The following is a 16,268-nucleotide window of genomic DNA, read 5'->3' as shown; positions in this document are numbered from 1 at the left end:
ACCTTCACCAACAGCGTTAAGGTTTCGCTGGCTCATCAGAACATCAAAGGGCACGACACGTGCAAGCTATCGATAAAAAAATTGGAGACCTTAGCCCCTCTCCACGGCTCGCTTCGCATAGTCTCCAGGGGACGCGGTACCTTGGAGTATTGATTTTTTTCCTTGCAATGGTGGGATGTGCGACGGACCATTACGATGCCCGGCCCATCTCAATTGATGAAGTCTCCAATAAATTTGCGGTTAAGTCGTTGACCACCGGTGACATACGTGATTGCGCAATAAAACGCGCCAGCGACAGTTCAGTAGACTGGCCACCGAAAGAGTGGAATTTGAAATCGCTGACGATAGCAGCATTTTGTTCGAATACTGACATCGAAGCGGCTCGCCTAAAGCTCGACACCACCACTGCTGCGGTGACTACCGCGACCCAGCGGCCAAATCCAGTCTTGCAGTTGCCACTACAAAAAACACTAAATCCAGCTGATGGTCAGAGTCCTTGGACTTTAGGATTCGCTTTGGACCTTCCTGTACAGACAGCAGGCAAGCGCGACTTGCGGATAGCCATCGCCAACGTCGATGTGATGGCTGCACGCCTGAATGTTGCGAGCGTGGCCTGGGGGGTAAGAAGCCAACTACGTTCGTTATTGCTGATGCTGTGGTTTTCCTCTGAGCGGGCAAGGCTTCTACAAAAACAGGTTGCGCTTGATGAACGTCTTGAACGATTGATAGAGCGACGTGTGGCCAATGGTTACACATCGACGCTGGAACTCAATCTGCAACGGCATCTATTAGCTCAGGCGATAACAAATGCTGTTGCGGCATTGCAGGAGGTTGGCGACGCGAAGCTCAAAATCGCATCGCTGGTAGGCGTTAGACAGACTGCTCTCGAACCTATTGTCATTGATGTGAGGGAGTTCAGTACTCATAGCTCGCTGGTGTTGGATGACGGCGTTCGAAAGAATGCTCTACGCAACCGTGGTGATGTACTTTCAGGTCTTGTTGAATACGAAGCCAGCCAGGCAGTTTTACAGCTCGAGCTAGTAAAGCAGTACCCAGACCTTAATTTAGGACCTGGCTACACCCTTGACCAAGGGGCGCGAAAAGTCGGTCTGACCTTCTCCGGGCTGGAGCTACCGTTATTTAATCGGAATCAGGGAGCGATTGCCGAGGCTAGGGCGCGCCGCTTTGAAGCTGAGATGAAGGTGAAGAAAATCGTGGCGAAGGCATTTGCAGAAGCCGACCTAGCGATGGCAGCCTATGACGCTAGTCGTAACAAGTTATCCAGCGCACTGACGCAGTCGCGTCTTGCACAACGACGACTAGCCGCAACGCGTGCCTTCTTGTTGGCGGGTGAGGACGACCAAGTAACTTTGGCGGGCATGGAGAAGAATGAAATTGAGAGTGAATTAAATTTGCTGGATGCCACTCTTCAAATGCAACAAGCAATCGGCCAAATTGAGGATGCAATGCAGCTTCCGACTTCCGAGCTATCGGCTCAGTAATCCACATACCTAATTGACGACTGACCATGCACAGAAAATCTATTATCAAGGCGGCTCTACTTCTTTCTCCAACGATTATTGCGCTATCGCTTTTATCCGGCTATTGGCTTAGTAAGGCTGAGCTACAAGGTGAGGCCGAACGCGAGACACCTGTACGCAGCCTGGTCAGTATCGAGGTAAAGGACGGGGTAACGGTGCTGAAGGTCGATTTGATATCCCAGGAACGCAGCGGCATCCTGGCTGAGAAATTGAAATTGGCCCATGGTCGTGACACCCAGCTGAGTATCTACGGCACGGTCCTGGACGTGCAGCCATTAGTGGACTTGTCGGGAAAGTATAGGTCAGCAAAAGAGGATGTGAATGCAGCGCAAGTCGAACAGGGCGCACTTCGCGCTGAGTTTTCTAGACTGCAAATCTTAAATGCTGACGAGAACAATATCTCGTTGAAAGTAGTGGAGGCTGCACGAGCGGCCGACGCTGCCGCGCAAGCAAAAATGAAATTGGCGCAGGCCGCCTTGGATTCCTCATCTACATCGATTCGTCAGCAATATGGCGAGAAGTTAGGTGACTTGGTAATGCGAGCTGGCATTGACGGACTGGCGCCGTTTCTTGCGGGAAGAGAAACCCTGTTCCTGGTGGTTTTACAAGACCATGATACATCGCCACCGAGTTCGTTACTGGTAGACGGTGGACCATTGCCCCTCTTAGCGCAATTCGTTTCCCGCGTTCCTCAAGTGGACCCTACTACTCAGGCACAAGCCTATCTTTATCGTGCGGTGGGCCACATGCCGAGCGCTATGCGTGTGACTGGACACGCTCTGGCAGAGAAGTATAACGGTGTCATCGTTCCAGCCTCAGCTGTCGTGTGGTACGGCGGTCAGCCATGGGCCTATAAAAAAATAGGTCCTACTCACTTTGAGCGTCTTGCACTTACTACCGGAACACCAGTGGAGGGAGGCTACTTCACTGCTGATGGTTTCAGAACCGACGAACAGGTAGTAACGAAAGGAGCACAGTTACTCTTGTCAGAAGAGGGCCGCTCACTGTTGAGTAGCAAAGAATAACAGACGCGACACTGACAAAATATGTTGACATCTATCATAGAATTTTCTGTGCGACTTCGTGGAGTGATATTCGCACTAGCCTGTCTTTTACTCGGCTATGGAACTTTTGCCCTCAACCAAAGTAGATTAGATGTATTTCCCGAGTTTACACCGCCACTCGTGACGATTCAAACAGAATCGCCGGGCTTGTCGTCAGAGCAGGTCGAGCAACTGGTAACACAAAAAATTGAGAATGCGTTGGGTGGTTCTATCGGCCTTGAATCTATGCGCTCACAGTCGATTCAAGGTGTTTCGGTGATAACGCTAATTTTCAACGAGCGTACCAATATTCACCGTGCTCGCCAGATGGTCACAGAGCAGCTCACAGGTCTTAGTGGGGAACTGCCTGCGGGAGTTGGTATGCCGAAGATGACGCCTCTTAGTTCATCGGCTAATGTCGCGTTAGGAATCGGACTGACGTCAAAAAGCCGTTCCCTCATGGAGTTACGTACGTTCGCCGAGTGGACACTAAAGCCTAAAATCTTGAGTAGCAAAGGCGTGTCTGACATCGGCATATTTGGCGGCGACATTAAGCAGTTTCAAATTCTTGTCGACCCACAGAAGCTGGTCAAATTAGGGCTCTCGATTCAAGACGTGGTGGCCGCTGCTCAACGGTCCACAGGCATACGTGGGGCCGGTGTTTTAGAAACCCCAAACCAGCGTATCGTGCTAAATACCATAGGCCAGTCGACAAGTGCGGCGCAGTTAGGGAAAGTCGTTCTGCTGCAAAAAAATGGCTCGGTACTGACGCTGGCAGACGTTGGCAAAGTGTTGGTCGGTAATGAACTTCCCGTAAGCGGAGCCAACATACAAGGTAAGCCTGGCGTCGTCGTTATGGTCAGCAACCAATACGGTGCAGACATCGTATCCGTGACGAAGTCTGTCGAAGCCGCATTAGCTGAACTCCGACCAGAGCTGGAGAAAAACGGCATTGAATTGCACGGCGACTTATTCCGACCTGCCAATTTTATCAAGGCGTCGACCGACCATTTGCGCGTTGCTCTTTTGACGGGAGGCGCACTTGTGGTCCTCGTGCTTTTTCTATTCCTGTTCAATATCCGCGCCGCGATTATCTCAGTAACTGCAATCCCACTTTCGCTGCTGGCTGGGATTATCGTGCTGTATCACTTCGATGTGCCACTTAACACAATGACCCTTGGCGGGCTTGCCATAGCATTGGGCGAAGTCGTTGATGATGCCATCATTGATGTTGAGAACATCTTCCGTCGGCTTCGCGAAAACCGAATGCTTGAGAATCCGAGGTCCTCCATCCAAGTGGTTATCGATGCGTCGACTGAGGTTCGTGGAGCCGTGATTTATGCCACCTTTACTGTCGCTGCAATATTTCTTCCCGTTCTCTCACTTTCCGGCGTAGCTGGCAAGCTGTTTGCCCCGCTCGGAATGGCATATATTTTGGCCGTCATTTCGTCTTTGCTGGTGGCACTCACGCTTACGCCAGCGCTTAGCTATACGCTATTGGTTGGTGGCGCCGAAGATATAAAAGAACCTCGTCTTTATGTTTGGTTGACAGGAAAATATACGTCCATTCTGAAAGTTGTGGAGTTACACTGGCTTTGGGCGCTGGTGGCATTCGGCGCTATGTTCGTTGCGACCTTGGCGACTATGCCGTTTTTCAGAACAGCATATCTGCCCGAGCTTCGGGAGGGACATTTCATCGTACATATGCAGGCAGTCCCAGGAACGTCTCTTAAGGAATCTATGCGAGTTGGCCAGAGAGTCAGTCAGGCCTTACTCCAGCTGCCTGCTATTCGGTCGGTCGCGCAACGTGTAGGCAGGACAGCACGCGGCGTAGATGTGTATGGGCCCCAGTACAGTGAGTTTGAGGTCGACCTTAAACCTGGTCTGGACGGAGAATCGCAAGAGCAAGCGATGGCAGCCATTCGTAGTAAGCTAGCGAATTTCCCGGGTCTCATATTCACTGCCGAGACGTTTTTAACTGAGCGAGTTCAAGAAACGATTTCCGGGTACACCGCTCCAGTCATCGTCAATATTTTTGGACCGGACCTGGATGTACTCGATAATTTGGCAGGAAAAGTCGTGAAGTCGCTCAACTCAACATCCGGCGCTGCCGGAGTTACGTTGCAAGCTCCAGCTGCTTTACCCCAGCTTTCAATACGACTTCGGCACGAGCAACTGGCCCGTTTGGGATTTTCGCCAGTCGATGTGATGGAGGCTGTTCAGGTCGCTTACCAAGGGATGCAGGTAGCTCAAATCTATGACGGTACCTCGACGGTCAATTTAAGTGTGACGTTAGCGCCAGAGGCCAGACAGAGTCCATTGCAAATTGGTGGACTGCCGTTACGAAGCACGGACGGTACCGTTGTCATGCTCAGCCAACTAGCAGATATCGCACAAGTCGATGGGCGCTATCTTGTGCTTCATAGTTTGGGGCAACGCTTGCAAACCGTTACATCGCAGGTCAAGGAAATATCGGTAAGTGATTTTGTCAATAACGCGAAAAAGAAAATCGATGAGAGCGTGAAATTCCCGAAAGGCTACTACTATGCCGTTGCGGGTGAAGCGCAGGCGCAGGCGCAGGCGCAGCGTGACTTGTTAGTTCACTTTGCGATTGCGTTCGTCGTCATTTGCATTCTCATATTTTTGGCTCTGCGTGATTCGCGAGCGACGATTCTAGTTATGAGCAATCTGCCGTTCGCGCTTATTGGAGGGGTGCTGACAGTATTTGCCACTGGTGGTCTACTATCACTTGGTTCGATGGTCGGGTTCGTTACCTTACTCGGAATTACGCTTCGAAACTCTATCATGCTCATCTCTCATTTTCAGCACCTCGTCCGCAAGGATGGGCTGCCTTGGAATTTACAGACAGCTACCTTGGGCGCAACGCAGCGGCTCGCGCCGATTCTCATGACCGCGTTGGTTACGGGAATTGGTCTTTTGCCTCTGACGGTTTTGAGTGGGGAGCCAGGTAATGAAATTGAAGGCCCTATGGCAATTGTCATCTTAGGGGGGCTGCTTACTTCAACTATGTTGAATTTACTCATTTTGCCAGCTCTCGCTCTCCGCTTTGGAAAGTTTGAACGTCGCTAGGTTGCGAATTTGGTCTGACCAAAACTGGGGGCTAACTTTTTTCCAGTATTCTGCGCGATGTTTTTGGGGCAGAATAAATTGCCAAGAGTGTCTAGCAAACTTGTGGTGATTCAGTTTCGAATCTGGACTGATGTCATTGTTGGCCAATGGACTGATTATGCTTTGCAATTTCATTGCCGACGTAGCGGCCACCGACGGCGCCTGCGATTACTGCCAAAGTGCGACCATTACCACCACCAACGTGACTTTCCACTACGCCGCCAAGCAGGGCGCCAATGCTGATGCCAAACGGACTGTTCTGAGCAAGACGAGCAGGCTGCCGATAAGAGGTGAGTGAACGGTCGTCGCGGGCTTGAGCTTCTTGTGTTATTTGTTAGCGGTCGCCATCATCTGCGGTCCGGCTATGACTAGGATGGTCATGACGAACGGCCGTCTTGTATCGAACAACTTCATGTACAACTGGTGCCGAGATAGTCAGCTTGGCTACGGAAGCGCTTCCGTTGCTTATCATTTTCTCTGTTGGAGTTGCTACGGCAGCGCCATGTGAATTGGGCATAAGGCCAGCAATCGCTGCCGCACCCATCAAGCTCACCACGGTCAGCGAAACAGCGGCGGCGGCCATGAGTGGATGGATGCGGTTCGATGTCGAGGTGGTTTCCATTTTGGGTCTCCGATATGGGGCGAAGGTGGCGCTTAGACCTATAACGGCCGTCGCCTCGAGCGGGTTGTATAGAAGACATTTCCTAGGTAAGCATTTGTAGGCCGTGATTTCCGTCTTCAGTGCAAAGTGCACCTCTCCCTCTTTTACGACGTGTATGAACCAAGCTTGTGAAAGCGCAACTGTTTAACCTTCGAAATGAACGCAGCCGAATAGTTTTAAAAAATGCACCGAAGAACTGTCCTGGCGGAATAGTTCCCCCTTTTTTAATTGAAACTTTAATGATGCATTAAGTTACAAGCTGATACATTGGGTTCCCTTGCAGCCGCAAGGTCTAATTTTTAAGATGAATTATGCGACTATCGGTTAAAGCTTTGATTGCCGAATGTGTTAATGCTGTAGTTAGGAAGCATTACCCGGGGCAATATTATTCGCTTTGCCACGTCTATGCGATTGTCGGCTCTAACTTGATTAGCATCGTTAACGGTCACAATTTTCGTCCTGTGGCGGGGTTGGCAGCGGTTGACTGTGGCGATGGCCAGTTGATGTTGATGGCTGATAACTCCGCGTTCTCGTGCAAAGAAGGTGGAGCTTTTCATTGCTGGATTGAGTCGGTCGATGATGCAGATTCTGAACGTCAAATTGTTGACCTTACATTTCGGCACAATCATACGTACGCTGAAAAAAACGGCTTTGCATGGACCCTTGCGCCACCTCCTGCATTTCTATGGGGGCTCCGGAGCAATATTGTGTTAGATGCGACGCTTGAGCGCCTTCCCAAGAACTTCCCCGAAGGCCGAGTTTGGCTATCAGAGACCGATGCGGGCGCAGCGTGGATGACGCAGCAGCTACTTGACCATCAAAACGCTTTTGTCGTTCTTACTGCGGAGGCGCTGACCCTCTTTAGTCATGAGCTGCTCTCATCAGAGAGTAATTTCAATGAAATATAAATTTGTCACAGTGGTAGTCAATTTGCTTGACGACCCTCCGACATTCAGTGAGGCTCGTACCGACGTGATTGATACCCAAAAGTCTCGAGCCTTTGATGGCTGCAATAGTCTCCAAGAGGTCGAAGCTGCGTATGAAGCCTATTGCAACTACCAAGCCAGCCCTAATCGCATTGAAAATCCAAGTGCTAAAGTCAAGGTGCTCTCTGTAGAGCCAATTCAGGTGAGTTGAGAATTCGATAGAAGGTTCCGGCCGGTAGTGAAGAGCTTTAGCAGTCGCTTCAGCCGGGGCAATGCTGGTCTAGTTCGGCAACAGCACTAGTGGTGCGTGGTGGGTTATTGCTGACGCTAAGCGGCTGCCGTCGGTGGTGATGCTTTTACTATCGAACTGCCAGGTTCCGTTTGTGGCCATTGCCATCCTATTTTTTCTAACGATGAGAGCGGGGCGCGCAGATTTTAGAAATGTATCTTGTACGTCACGCTCTGAAGTACCTATCTCGATGAAGGGCCCGCGCAATATGGGGAATGTCGTTTAGTACATCGCGGAGTCGCCATACACTTTGTAATCAAGTTCTACTGAGTATTGTCGTTATGGAGTATGTAGTTCCTGAAATCGAAATATTTTCGGAGAAGAAAATGACCTCAGCAATTGGCAGTTCGACAAAAGCAGCATATGTCCCACCAGTCCAAACGGGTGCTCAGCCAGCGAAAGTTGGTGGTACGGACAGCGATGGCGATAACGACGGTAGCAAAGTTGGTGAGATTGAAAAACCAAAGGCCACGTCAGGTCCGGTTGGTACTATTATTAACACAACTGCTTGAGTTGCTCGGGTGCTCGCATACATGAGTCGATGCATTGTCTAGTTCTCCCTATGTTGCGGAGAACGTAGGGTTACATCGCCGTATTGCGAGCTAGCACAAGCTCAATGAAAGCAGTCGTCTGTTTGGTCACTCAAAATCAGTACACTCACTTCGTCTTTGGCTTGGATTCATCCATCCCCGGTGCCGCTGTGACCTGTGCAACGACGTTGTCGGTGGCTAGTAGGTCAAGCTAGTGATGCCTTAACCGCGACCCCTCGCTGTGCTGCTTAGAACAGTCGCTCGACTCTTAGGTAAAGGCTACAGGGAGTTAAGTGCGCCAGTTTCAGCGCTGAAATTGGACCAGCCGAAGAATACTGTTTCCTTCTATTTCACTGCTGTCCAGTATTGCGAGCGTGCCATCGGGTTATGGCATCTAAGACATGGTGTGAGTCTGGCTCAATAAATTCAGCCAGCCCGGCGCTGAAAAATTTGCAGTTGTGAAGACGTGCTAGGTCAGTGATGAGAACTAGAAACTGCGGGGCTTCATTTCTGGTGTCGATGCGAATATAAATACTGGTGCAGGAACTCTCATCGAACAGTAGGTCAACGCGATTACCATTCTCGGGGCCAAACACAATCCAGTCGTCCAACATTAGCCACGGTGGCCCGAAGTAGTGGGCCATATCCTCTTGAAGTGCATAAGCCGTTTTGTTGGGCAAGATTGGCTCCCATCCAGGCGTGGAGGTATCTTGTAGGATTGAACCACGTGGAGCAAGGTAAAGGTCGAACTGCCATACAGCCATAGTGTCACCTGAAAATCTTGGTTGAATAAGCGTTTCTCCTGCATTGTATAAGAAATTATGGGGCTGTCTAAGACTCCAGTTTCAGCACTGAAACTAGTCCATCAAAGAGCTCCGTAGGGATTCCTCTCTCCGATGTTCATCGCTTGTTCTGCCAATGCATGTTGGAAGCTGCGGCTTGTTATCCGGTCTTCTTGCTTCTGCACTCGCCCAGTAGCCGCGAGTTTGTAGCGCGCGGCCAAGTTACGCATTGGCTGTTCCCAAACTTCGTCAAACAGACTCTGCCTCTCAAATACAATTTTTTTCCAGACCATGATTTCCAAAACAGTATAAATTAAAGAATCAGTGCGAAACTTCGTTGAGGGCGGTGTTCAGTTTCAGCGCTGAAAGTGGAGTGGTCGAAGTGCTCGCTGCTTTGCCAAGGTAACCTCGGCTTAGGAAAGCGCCAGTCGCTATTGGACACCACTCCGATGGACTTTTGTGTCCACTTTCAGCGCTGAAACTGACTCGTCTAGGTATTCCGTAAGGGCCTATTTCCTCGATTCATCAACTCTAGGCTAGTGAGCTCTCACGAGCCGAGCAACCCAGTCTGAATCAGTCGCATGAGTTCAGCGGAAGCTAAAGCCAGAATTACGAGGACTGTTCTCTTTCGTATTTCAGATTCTTATGTTGTTAACGTGGGGTCGTCTATCCGCCACTTTCATTCGTACTCGGAGCTCGAACAGCGACTCCGGGCTGAAAATACTCGCCATCTTCCACTTCAGTTTCAGCGCTGAAAGTGGTCGTGCCTTATTTGCCCACGCTCACTAGATGAACGCTGCTTTTTAGCTTAAAGAAGGCAAGGGCGATAACGTAGATTGATACATAGTTTGTCGGAACGGCGCCAGCAGTATCTCAGACATATCTCCGAGAATCCTGAGTTGAAATCACCTTCAACACCACGTTCGAGTGAGTGTGTCGCGCAGCCCCACTCTTGCTAAGTATGTCTCGCCTTCCTGCTGCTACGGCGGACACTTCTTCTTCAACGACACTGAATTATAGCTACTTAGCGGTGATGCGTGCGAGGTTGGAATGAATTTGCGAAATGATTTATACTATTTACATTAATATGGCCTATCGGGGTGAGTATGCGTCTATTCGACCAGTTCTTCTCACGCGATAATGACGTGACAGGCTATGAGAAATATAGACGTGTCATCGTATTCGCCACGATTGCGGCATGTGCGGTCGTGCTGATATTGATGATAGCGCTTTGGACGGCGGCGGCCTAATCCCTCTCGCACTTTCAGCGCTGAAAGTGGTCACCCTGAGAAGAACTGGCTCGCTTCCTTTAGAAGGTCGTCTGTAAATCCAATGTTGCCGATGCAGGACGCGGTGCGACTCCAGAGGTGATGGGCCAGCGGCTGACCAAGCACCGCTCGGGAAGTACGAAAAGCGCACTACAATACATCCTGCCCGAGGTGCCCTATTTGTTGGTGACCCTTTGCGCAAAAGGCTCTTCTATTTGAGTAATTGGCCTTTGATGTCGAACTTCTTAGAGTACGAAATCCCCGTCATGTCAGGCCGACCTCTAGATATAATCTCTGTACCTTTTCCACCCACGGAGGAGCCGTTAGAACGGATGCATTCGGCATCCTTGGCCTGACAGACTAACTTGATAATTTTTGCAGTGTCCAAGGTCCCGTAATTCATCGTTTCCCAAGCCGGGACATAAACATCGACAACATCTCCGGGAGTCAGTAGTTGCATCCCGTCCGGAATCATTGCATGGCGAACGATGGAGCCGTACTTGTCCCGCCGTAGCGTTGCAGTCACGCGTGTCCAACGATACTGGTTAGAATTTTCTGACCAATGAAAATACTTCCCCATCACGTTGTAATCGGGGAGCATGTAGGCGTGGTCTGGACGTTCAGTCCATGTCACGGTCATGCGGACTACCGTGTTGTCGGTCATTGCGTTGATTTCTTCATTCATGCCTGGCTTGCCGTCGTATGGGACTGAGGTGCATCCCTGTAATGCCAATGCACTTGCCAAGATAGTCAACGCTATCAAATTGTCTAAGCCGTTCTTCATATTTCTCCATAAACTGGGTTGTTGATGCGAATGAGCCCAAGTTAGTGCGGTACTGCTAGCCTCTTACCGTTCTTGTCAAACGTCTTGGTAAAGGTGACGCGGCTCAAATCTGGACTACCTTTGCTGACCACCTCGTTCCATCCACCAAGTTCTTTTTTCGACTTTGCTTTGCAGTCGCTATCATCGGCTTTGCAAACCAATCGGATTACGACGGGAGCTTTCAACTGACCGTAGTTATAGGTTTCAAAGGGCGGCACAAAAACGTCGACTAGGTCGCCGTGGCTCAAGAATGGAACTCCATCTGCAACGATAGCAATCTCATTCACCTGTGCGTAGAGGTCTCGCCGCATGGTTGCTTGAGGCCATATCCATCGATATTGAATTGAGTTCTCGTCCCAATGGTGATATTTCGCCATGACGTTGTATGAGGCAGGTGACCAAGCTTTGTCCGGGTACTCTCCCCAATTCACCTCCATTCGAACCACATTGTTTGTTATGTGGTTGACGACGGTCTCATTGCGATGAGGGGTAGTGCAGCCCTGTAGCGCTATAGAGCTCAACGTAGCGCTCACCAAAACCAGTTTTTTAAAAGTGATGTGCATGGATTTTTATCAAAGAAAGGTCAATAGGACTAGAGCAGGCCACGGCGCAGAATTTTTTGTGCAGTCACCAATTTGGGGTATGTAAAGCCGGTCCATGCGTCGCAGAAGACTGTACGGTCCTCCAGGTGAGAACCAAGCAGGGATTGGCCGCTAATGACGTCATCGATAATCAGATACGTCGTCGAACTAGCTTGAGAAAGCGCAGGCGCGAGATAGGTATCTAACCATGCGTCGATTTCTACCAAGCGATATGAATCTTCGTCGCGCGGAGTAAACGGCACCTGGTGAAGATTGTCGGCCACAAAGCCGATACCGGTACGCCAGAAAGTCTCGCGCAACTGTTGCTTGTCAAGGTGCAAAGTCCACGAGGAACTAATGACGTATGTCGGGCTGAACTCTTCGTCCAGTACCCGGAGATTCTCACGCGCTGCTGGATGAAAAATCTGCTGCCAAACCTCATCGGCATTTACGGTTTCATCGCCCGCCAAGGCAGCAAGTACTTGACGCGTGTTGAGCGTGCGATGCACGCACAGTACATCATCGATATCCAGAAAGACAACTGGCTTCACCTGTTTGAAGTTTTGGTGCTGTGTGGCGCTAGACATGATTGGTCCTTACGTGATGAGGGTCATCGCTAGTTGGGACGTTGAGTTGGATTGTTTGAGCATCGATGTGGATGCCTGCTCGAGCATCTGTGCACTCGTAGTCGCGGCAGATTCGGCAGCATAGTCGGTGTCCATGATGCGACCAGTAGCCGCCTTGGCATTTGCTGAGATGTTGGCGAGGTTTTGGTACACGTGCTCCAGGCGATTAGATACGGCGCCCATAGCGCTGCCTAGCGCGGCCCAACTGTTTATCGCGTTGACGGTGTCATCGATAGCCGCGTTGGCATTTTGAGTCAGAATGGTTTCTAGCGCGGTATTGTCGTATTTGAGAGAATCGAATGTCCCGAGAAGCTGCGGCTGCAAGTTCACGGTCATCACATTGTCGGAGCTCTCACCAATTTGCATCTGCACGGGGAAGAACAGCTTGGCGTGGTTATTTGGAGGTTGGCTGATGAAGAGGTCCTCTCCGTTATAGCGAGTCCCAACCTCATTCCAGACTTCCTGGAATAGCTCCACGAACTCCGTTTGAAGCGCTTGCTTATCAGCCTGAGTAGCAGAGGCGTCCGCTGCTTGAATTGCCAAGTCGTGCATTCGGCCAAAAATCGAGATGATGTTGTCGACAGCGCTGCTCGCCGTCTGCATTAGCGAAATGTCGTTTTGGGTATTACGTATCGCTACCGCCATGCCACTGGTTTGCGAATTTAAGCGCGTGGCAATTTGAAGACCAGCCGCGTCGTCCATGGCTGAGTTGACGCGGTACCCGGTAGATAACCGGGTCATCGAAGTACTTGCTGTGCGGCTGGCTGAATCAGCGGCACGGGTGGCAGACATCGCCGAGGAGTTTGTTCTTAGGCTAAGCATTATTTGGCGAAGTCGGGTTCATTTGGGCGCGCAGAATCATCTGCGCGTTTTCGAGCTTTTTATCGGTGAGACCGCCCCATGCGTCACATAGAACGGTGTATTCCTCGAGTTTCGTATTGCGAATGGGATGACCGCTTATGACGTCGTCGAGTATCACAAAAGGCCGAGGTGCTATCTGATTGTGGAGATAGAGCCACGCCTCAATGTCCACCGCTCGCTCGGGAGCCTTCAGGTGCGGCAGCTTCCATTCCTGGTGCAGGTTGCTGACAACGAAGTGCATTTTCGTGCGACGCAACACTTCGCATATTTGTTCGCGAGACAGCATCCCTGCCCACGAAGAGCTTATGACGTAGTTGGGGAAAAATTCTTCATGCAACATGAGCAAATTTTGACGCGCAAGCTTATCGAACAGGTTCTCCCACAGCTCGGGTACTTCGTCGAGTTTGCCGCTTAGAAGGGCGGACAAAACCTGCCCCGAGGGATGCTGGCGGCTAATCGCAAGAACATCGTCAAAGTCCAAAAAGAGGAGAGGGCTCATTTCGAATTTCCAAGCAGCGTATTCAGGACCACAGCACTATCTGAAATTTCCCATTCCAATTCGGCAGCGGTCTTTCGGATGACCCAGGCCATCTCGGGCGCAGTTCCCCAATCTGTCCCGAGTAGTTGCGCAAGCAGGCGCTCTAGAATCTGCACTTCCGACAGCTCGGCGTATTTAGTGCTTCGATTGCGCCGACATTTAGCTACGAGCTGCTCAACAAGGTCGATGCAAACTGCATAGCGTTCGCCAATCGCATCCTCGTTGAATGACCCGACATATTTCCCGCTCGTTGCATTGAGCCGAACAGACACCTTCGGCTGCGAGCCAGGCAGAGACGTTATGGACGGGGTGCGGGGAAAATCGTCGGGGATATTCATCTTCATTTAGGTCTAGAGGTTGTTGAGCTGAGGGCGGCACTCTCTCGCGAAGTCCGCAGCTTTTTGCACTATTCCATCGCGGACTTTACGTGCTGCCTCTTGTGTGTTGGAGCTGGTCCTCCAGGCCTGAACGCTAGTTACGCAGAGCAGAATGGGACGCTCAAAATTACCGGCACCAGGGCGCGGCGCCTTGAGTAACATGGTGCCCGACACGATGCGTAGAGAGTTGAACTGTGGCTCATAGGATTCAACCATTTCGACACTTATCAACGCATCGACATTGCCAGCGGTTGTGGTCGTGGCGATGCCACCAGCGCGCAAGCCCTGACGTACAGCATCCGAGATTGCATCAGGTATCAGCACCATGTCGGTCTGCCCGGTTCCCGGGGTATAGTCGAACCAGTACCCCACCGAGGGAGCCGCATGTGCAGCTGGTGCTATGCAGACTGCCAGCCCGACAGCCAAAGCAGAAGCGGCGGTCGTCATGCGTTGGACGAGCCAAGTGCTGACCTGAGACATCTCCATATTCACGTTGGCCTCACTTCGCGCTGAGCTGGTCTACTGCTGGAAGAGGACCTAGCTCCGGCTGGCCTTCTACATGAACAGCACGAGCTCCGGCTGCACGTTCAATGGACCGTACGGCGTCCACGATGGTTTTGTTGACCCACGCCTCAGGAGTTCCCGCAATTGCGTTTGCGCCTTCGCGGATGACTTGATAAAGCCCTCCTGACTCTTTAGTGAATACGGCGTACATATCCAGGTTGTAGCCATCGCGATATTTGTAGAGGCAGGAATACAAAGTCAGATTGTTCGAGCCGGTGATATTGCGAACTGCCTTGGACGTCCAAACGGCGCCCTCGCAGTTGGCAACTTTAAGACCGAGGCCGCCACTTTGATTCGCCAGCATTTTCAACATTGCGGAGTTTTGGCCGTTCATTCCGGCCGCCACGTCATCGATGCTGAATCGGCCAGGAGTGGCAGGGATGGTTTTGCCAAGCTGAAGTGGCATGGCGGTCTGGATGTTATTGGTGTTCGCGCTGAGACCATCCGAGGTGGCTTTAGCGATAGTTGCAGTATCAGCCTTGGTCTTGATGTCGAACACGTGGTACATCTCGATGACCTCATGGCGTTCTGCGAGGGTGGTATTCACAGTAGAACATGCTGTAAGAGCGATACCAGCTGCGAGGACTGCGATGGAGTTCAAATGTTTCATTTAATCAAGTTCCTATTATGTGAGGTCTATCGAGAACGTGCCCTTTTGGCCTTAGCGAAGAGTGCGGCGCTGTTAGGACTTAGATGCAAAATGCCTCAAAGATTTCGTCATGGAAACTTTATTGTAGATTTAAAACGAGTAGAAGTAAATAGAGTCGAATGATGGACTGTAGATATAAAACGAGTAATGCAAGAAAGTTGGGCTATGAACATGCCCCATCCCCCAATCGCTAGCCCCACATTTCGAGAGCGATGCGCGCGTTTACTGCGCTCAGAGCGCGAGCGGCAAAACATGAGCCAGGAAGAGTTAGCTGTGTTGGCCGGATTTCATCGCTCGTATGTAAGCCATATTGAGCGTGCAGTGCAAAACATGTCCTTGGAAAATGTAGAAAAGCTGATGGTTGCCTTGGGTATGCTGAGTAAAGATTCCACGCTGTCGGCTCTTGATAGGTTCGCTACCAACCTCCGCCGTGTCAGATTGGAAAGCGGTCTGTCGCAGGAGAAGTTGGCAGAGCTCGCCGGTGTGCATCGCACTTATGTCAGTCAAGCTGAGCGGCGTGTGGTGAGCATCTCTTTGGATAGCATTGAAAAATTAGCGGCATCTCTCGGTGTAACCGAAGAAGAACTTGTTGGTATGAGTACTCCGGAGTAGGCCAGTAAGGGGGCGCGCTCCCTTGTTAGAGGGAAGAACGGCGAGCAACTTGCTCGCCGTTTTAATTACATAGACTTGAATTCTTTGTTGCGTGATTTGAATAGCAGATATGCTCTCATTCCAGCTTCAAAGTAATCTCTTCCTAGAGACTGCACATTGCCAATAGTGCAGCACACTTTTTCTCGGTCCTCGGTAGTTTCGAATTTGGCCTTCAAAGTTTGTAGGAAATACATCGCCCCAACCATTTGCTCAGCAGAATTCATCACTAGGATTTCGGGCTTCGTGCTCTCCTCATCTAAGAACACTACGATTTCGCCATCGTCGTCTACGGCTACAAGTGGCCCTGAGTTCTCTCCAATTGCGTTCGGATATACAGCTTTCTGGAAGGCTCGAACTAGCAGTTTTCCGACCATCAGCTTAATGTCAATTTCATTCATTTTGACCTTTTGTGTGTTCGTAGGAAATCCC

Annotated in this window: 18 protein-coding genes; 8 read left to right on the top strand and 10 right to left on the bottom strand. The window is 50.7% G+C overall.

Going from position 1 to position 16,268, the window contains the following annotated elements; all coding sequences use genetic code 11:
• The first annotated feature begins 59 nt into the window (after positions 1–59).
• The 4 genes from GTP46_RS11345 (at position 60) to GTP46_RS29770 (ending at position 6,011) form a co-directional block, all read left to right on the top strand.
• Complete coding sequence (locus GTP46_RS11345) at positions 60–1,502, top strand: TolC family protein (protein ID WP_161006735.1); 1,443 nt, start codon at positions 60–62, stop codon at positions 1,500–1,502.
• Between the two features lie 26 nt (positions 1,503–1,528).
• Entirely contained in the window at positions 1,529–2,566 is a 1,038-nt protein-coding gene (locus GTP46_RS11340; protein WP_161006734.1) for an efflux RND transporter periplasmic adaptor subunit, read from the top strand.
• Positions 2,567–2,587: 21 nt separating this feature from the next.
• Positions 2,588–5,674, top strand: coding sequence for an efflux RND transporter permease subunit (locus tag GTP46_RS11335; RefSeq protein ID WP_161006733.1), 3,087 nt, complete (start codon positions 2,588–2,590; stop codon positions 5,672–5,674).
• Between the two features lie 130 nt (positions 5,675–5,804).
• On the top strand, positions 5,805–6,011 hold the full coding sequence (locus GTP46_RS29770) for a hypothetical protein (protein ID WP_229258907.1): 207 nt from the start codon (positions 5,805–5,807) through the stop codon (positions 6,009–6,011).
• A 36-nt stretch (positions 6,012–6,047) separates the two neighbouring features.
• On the opposite strand, the gene GTP46_RS29765 is transcribed toward GTP46_RS29770, so the two are convergent.
• Entirely contained in the window at positions 6,048–6,335 is a 288-nt protein-coding gene (locus GTP46_RS29765) for a hypothetical protein (RefSeq protein WP_229258906.1), read from the bottom strand.
• Positions 6,336–6,685: 350 nt separating this feature from the next.
• On the opposite strand from GTP46_RS29765, the gene GTP46_RS11325 reads away from it, so the two are divergent.
• The 3 genes from GTP46_RS11325 to GTP46_RS11315 all read left to right on the top strand — a co-directional run bounded on the left by GTP46_RS11325 (position 6,686) and on the right by GTP46_RS11315 (position 8,101).
• Positions 6,686–7,282 carry a hypothetical protein gene (locus tag GTP46_RS11325; protein ID WP_161006732.1) on the top strand — a complete coding sequence of 199 codons (597 nt, stop codon included), beginning with the start codon at positions 6,686–6,688 and terminating at the stop codon, positions 7,280–7,282.
• Positions 7,272–7,511 (top strand): hypothetical protein, encoded by a 240-nt coding sequence (locus GTP46_RS11320; RefSeq protein ID WP_161006731.1) that lies wholly within the window; start codon positions 7,272–7,274, stop codon positions 7,509–7,511. Before GTP46_RS11325 ends, GTP46_RS11320 begins: the two co-directional genes overlap by 11 nt.
• Before the next feature lie 404 nt (positions 7,512–7,915).
• The gene (locus GTP46_RS11315; RefSeq protein ID WP_161006730.1) at positions 7,916–8,101 is read left to right on the top strand and encodes a hypothetical protein; all 186 of its coding nucleotides are present in this window, start codon (positions 7,916–7,918) and stop codon (positions 8,099–8,101) included.
• Between the two features lie 2,279 nt (positions 8,102–10,380).
• Here the strand turns inward: GTP46_RS11315 and GTP46_RS11310 are convergent.
• The 8 genes from GTP46_RS11310 to GTP46_RS11275 are packed head-to-tail and all read right to left on the bottom strand — an operon-like array spanning position 10,381 to position 15,149.
• A complete protein-coding gene (locus GTP46_RS11310; protein ID WP_161006729.1) occupies positions 10,381–10,953 on the bottom strand; it encodes a hypothetical protein in 573 nt (190 codons plus the stop codon).
• A gap of 41 nt (positions 10,954–10,994) precedes the next feature.
• Positions 10,995–11,555, bottom strand: a complete 561-nt coding sequence (locus GTP46_RS11305; protein WP_161006728.1) for a hypothetical protein — start codon at positions 11,553–11,555, stop codon at positions 10,995–10,997.
• Positions 11,556–11,584: 29 nt separating this feature from the next.
• On the bottom strand, positions 11,585–12,160 hold the full coding sequence (locus GTP46_RS11300) for an HAD domain-containing protein (protein WP_161006727.1): 576 nt from the start codon (positions 12,158–12,160) through the stop codon (positions 11,585–11,587).
• Positions 12,161–12,169: 9 nt separating this feature from the next.
• Entirely contained in the window at positions 12,170–13,021 is an 852-nt protein-coding gene (locus tag GTP46_RS11295; RefSeq protein ID WP_161006726.1) for a flagellin N-terminal helical domain-containing protein, read from the bottom strand.
• A complete protein-coding gene (locus GTP46_RS11290) occupies positions 13,014–13,559 on the bottom strand; it encodes an HAD domain-containing protein (RefSeq protein WP_161006725.1) in 546 nt (181 codons plus the stop codon). The genes GTP46_RS11295 and GTP46_RS11290 overlap by 8 nt, the downstream gene beginning before the upstream one ends.
• Positions 13,556–13,942, bottom strand: coding sequence for a hypothetical protein (locus GTP46_RS11285; protein WP_161006724.1), 387 nt, complete (start codon positions 13,940–13,942; stop codon positions 13,556–13,558). Before GTP46_RS11285 ends, GTP46_RS11290 begins: the two co-directional genes overlap by 4 nt.
• Before the next feature lie 6 nt (positions 13,943–13,948).
• Positions 13,949–14,467 carry a hypothetical protein gene (locus GTP46_RS11280; RefSeq protein WP_161006723.1) on the bottom strand — a complete coding sequence of 173 codons (519 nt, stop codon included), beginning with the start codon at positions 14,465–14,467 and terminating at the stop codon, positions 13,949–13,951.
• 7 nt (positions 14,468–14,474) lie between these two features.
• On the bottom strand, positions 14,475–15,149 hold the full coding sequence (locus GTP46_RS11275; RefSeq protein ID WP_161006722.1) for a hypothetical protein: 675 nt from the start codon (positions 15,147–15,149) through the stop codon (positions 14,475–14,477).
• Positions 15,150–15,335: 186 nt separating this feature from the next.
• Here GTP46_RS11275 and GTP46_RS11270 point away from each other — a divergent pair, with 186 nt between their 5' ends.
• On the top strand, positions 15,336–15,800 hold the full coding sequence (locus tag GTP46_RS11270) for a helix-turn-helix domain-containing protein (protein ID WP_308495426.1): 465 nt from the start codon (positions 15,336–15,338) through the stop codon (positions 15,798–15,800).
• A 65-nt stretch (positions 15,801–15,865) separates the two neighbouring features.
• Here GTP46_RS11270 and GTP46_RS11265 read toward each other — a convergent pair whose 3' ends face one another.
• Complete coding sequence (locus tag GTP46_RS11265; RefSeq protein WP_161006721.1) at positions 15,866–16,237, bottom strand: hypothetical protein; 372 nt, start codon at positions 16,235–16,237, stop codon at positions 15,866–15,868.
• Positions 16,238–16,268 lie beyond the last annotated feature (31 nt).

Source organism: Duganella flavida, from assembly GCF_009857445.1.
GTDB classification, from domain to species: Bacteria; Pseudomonadota; Gammaproteobacteria; order Burkholderiales; family Burkholderiaceae_D; genus Rugamonas; species Rugamonas flavida.
The sequence above is the reverse complement of the archived record's forward strand: the minus strand, read 5'-3'. Positions and strand labels throughout refer to the sequence as shown.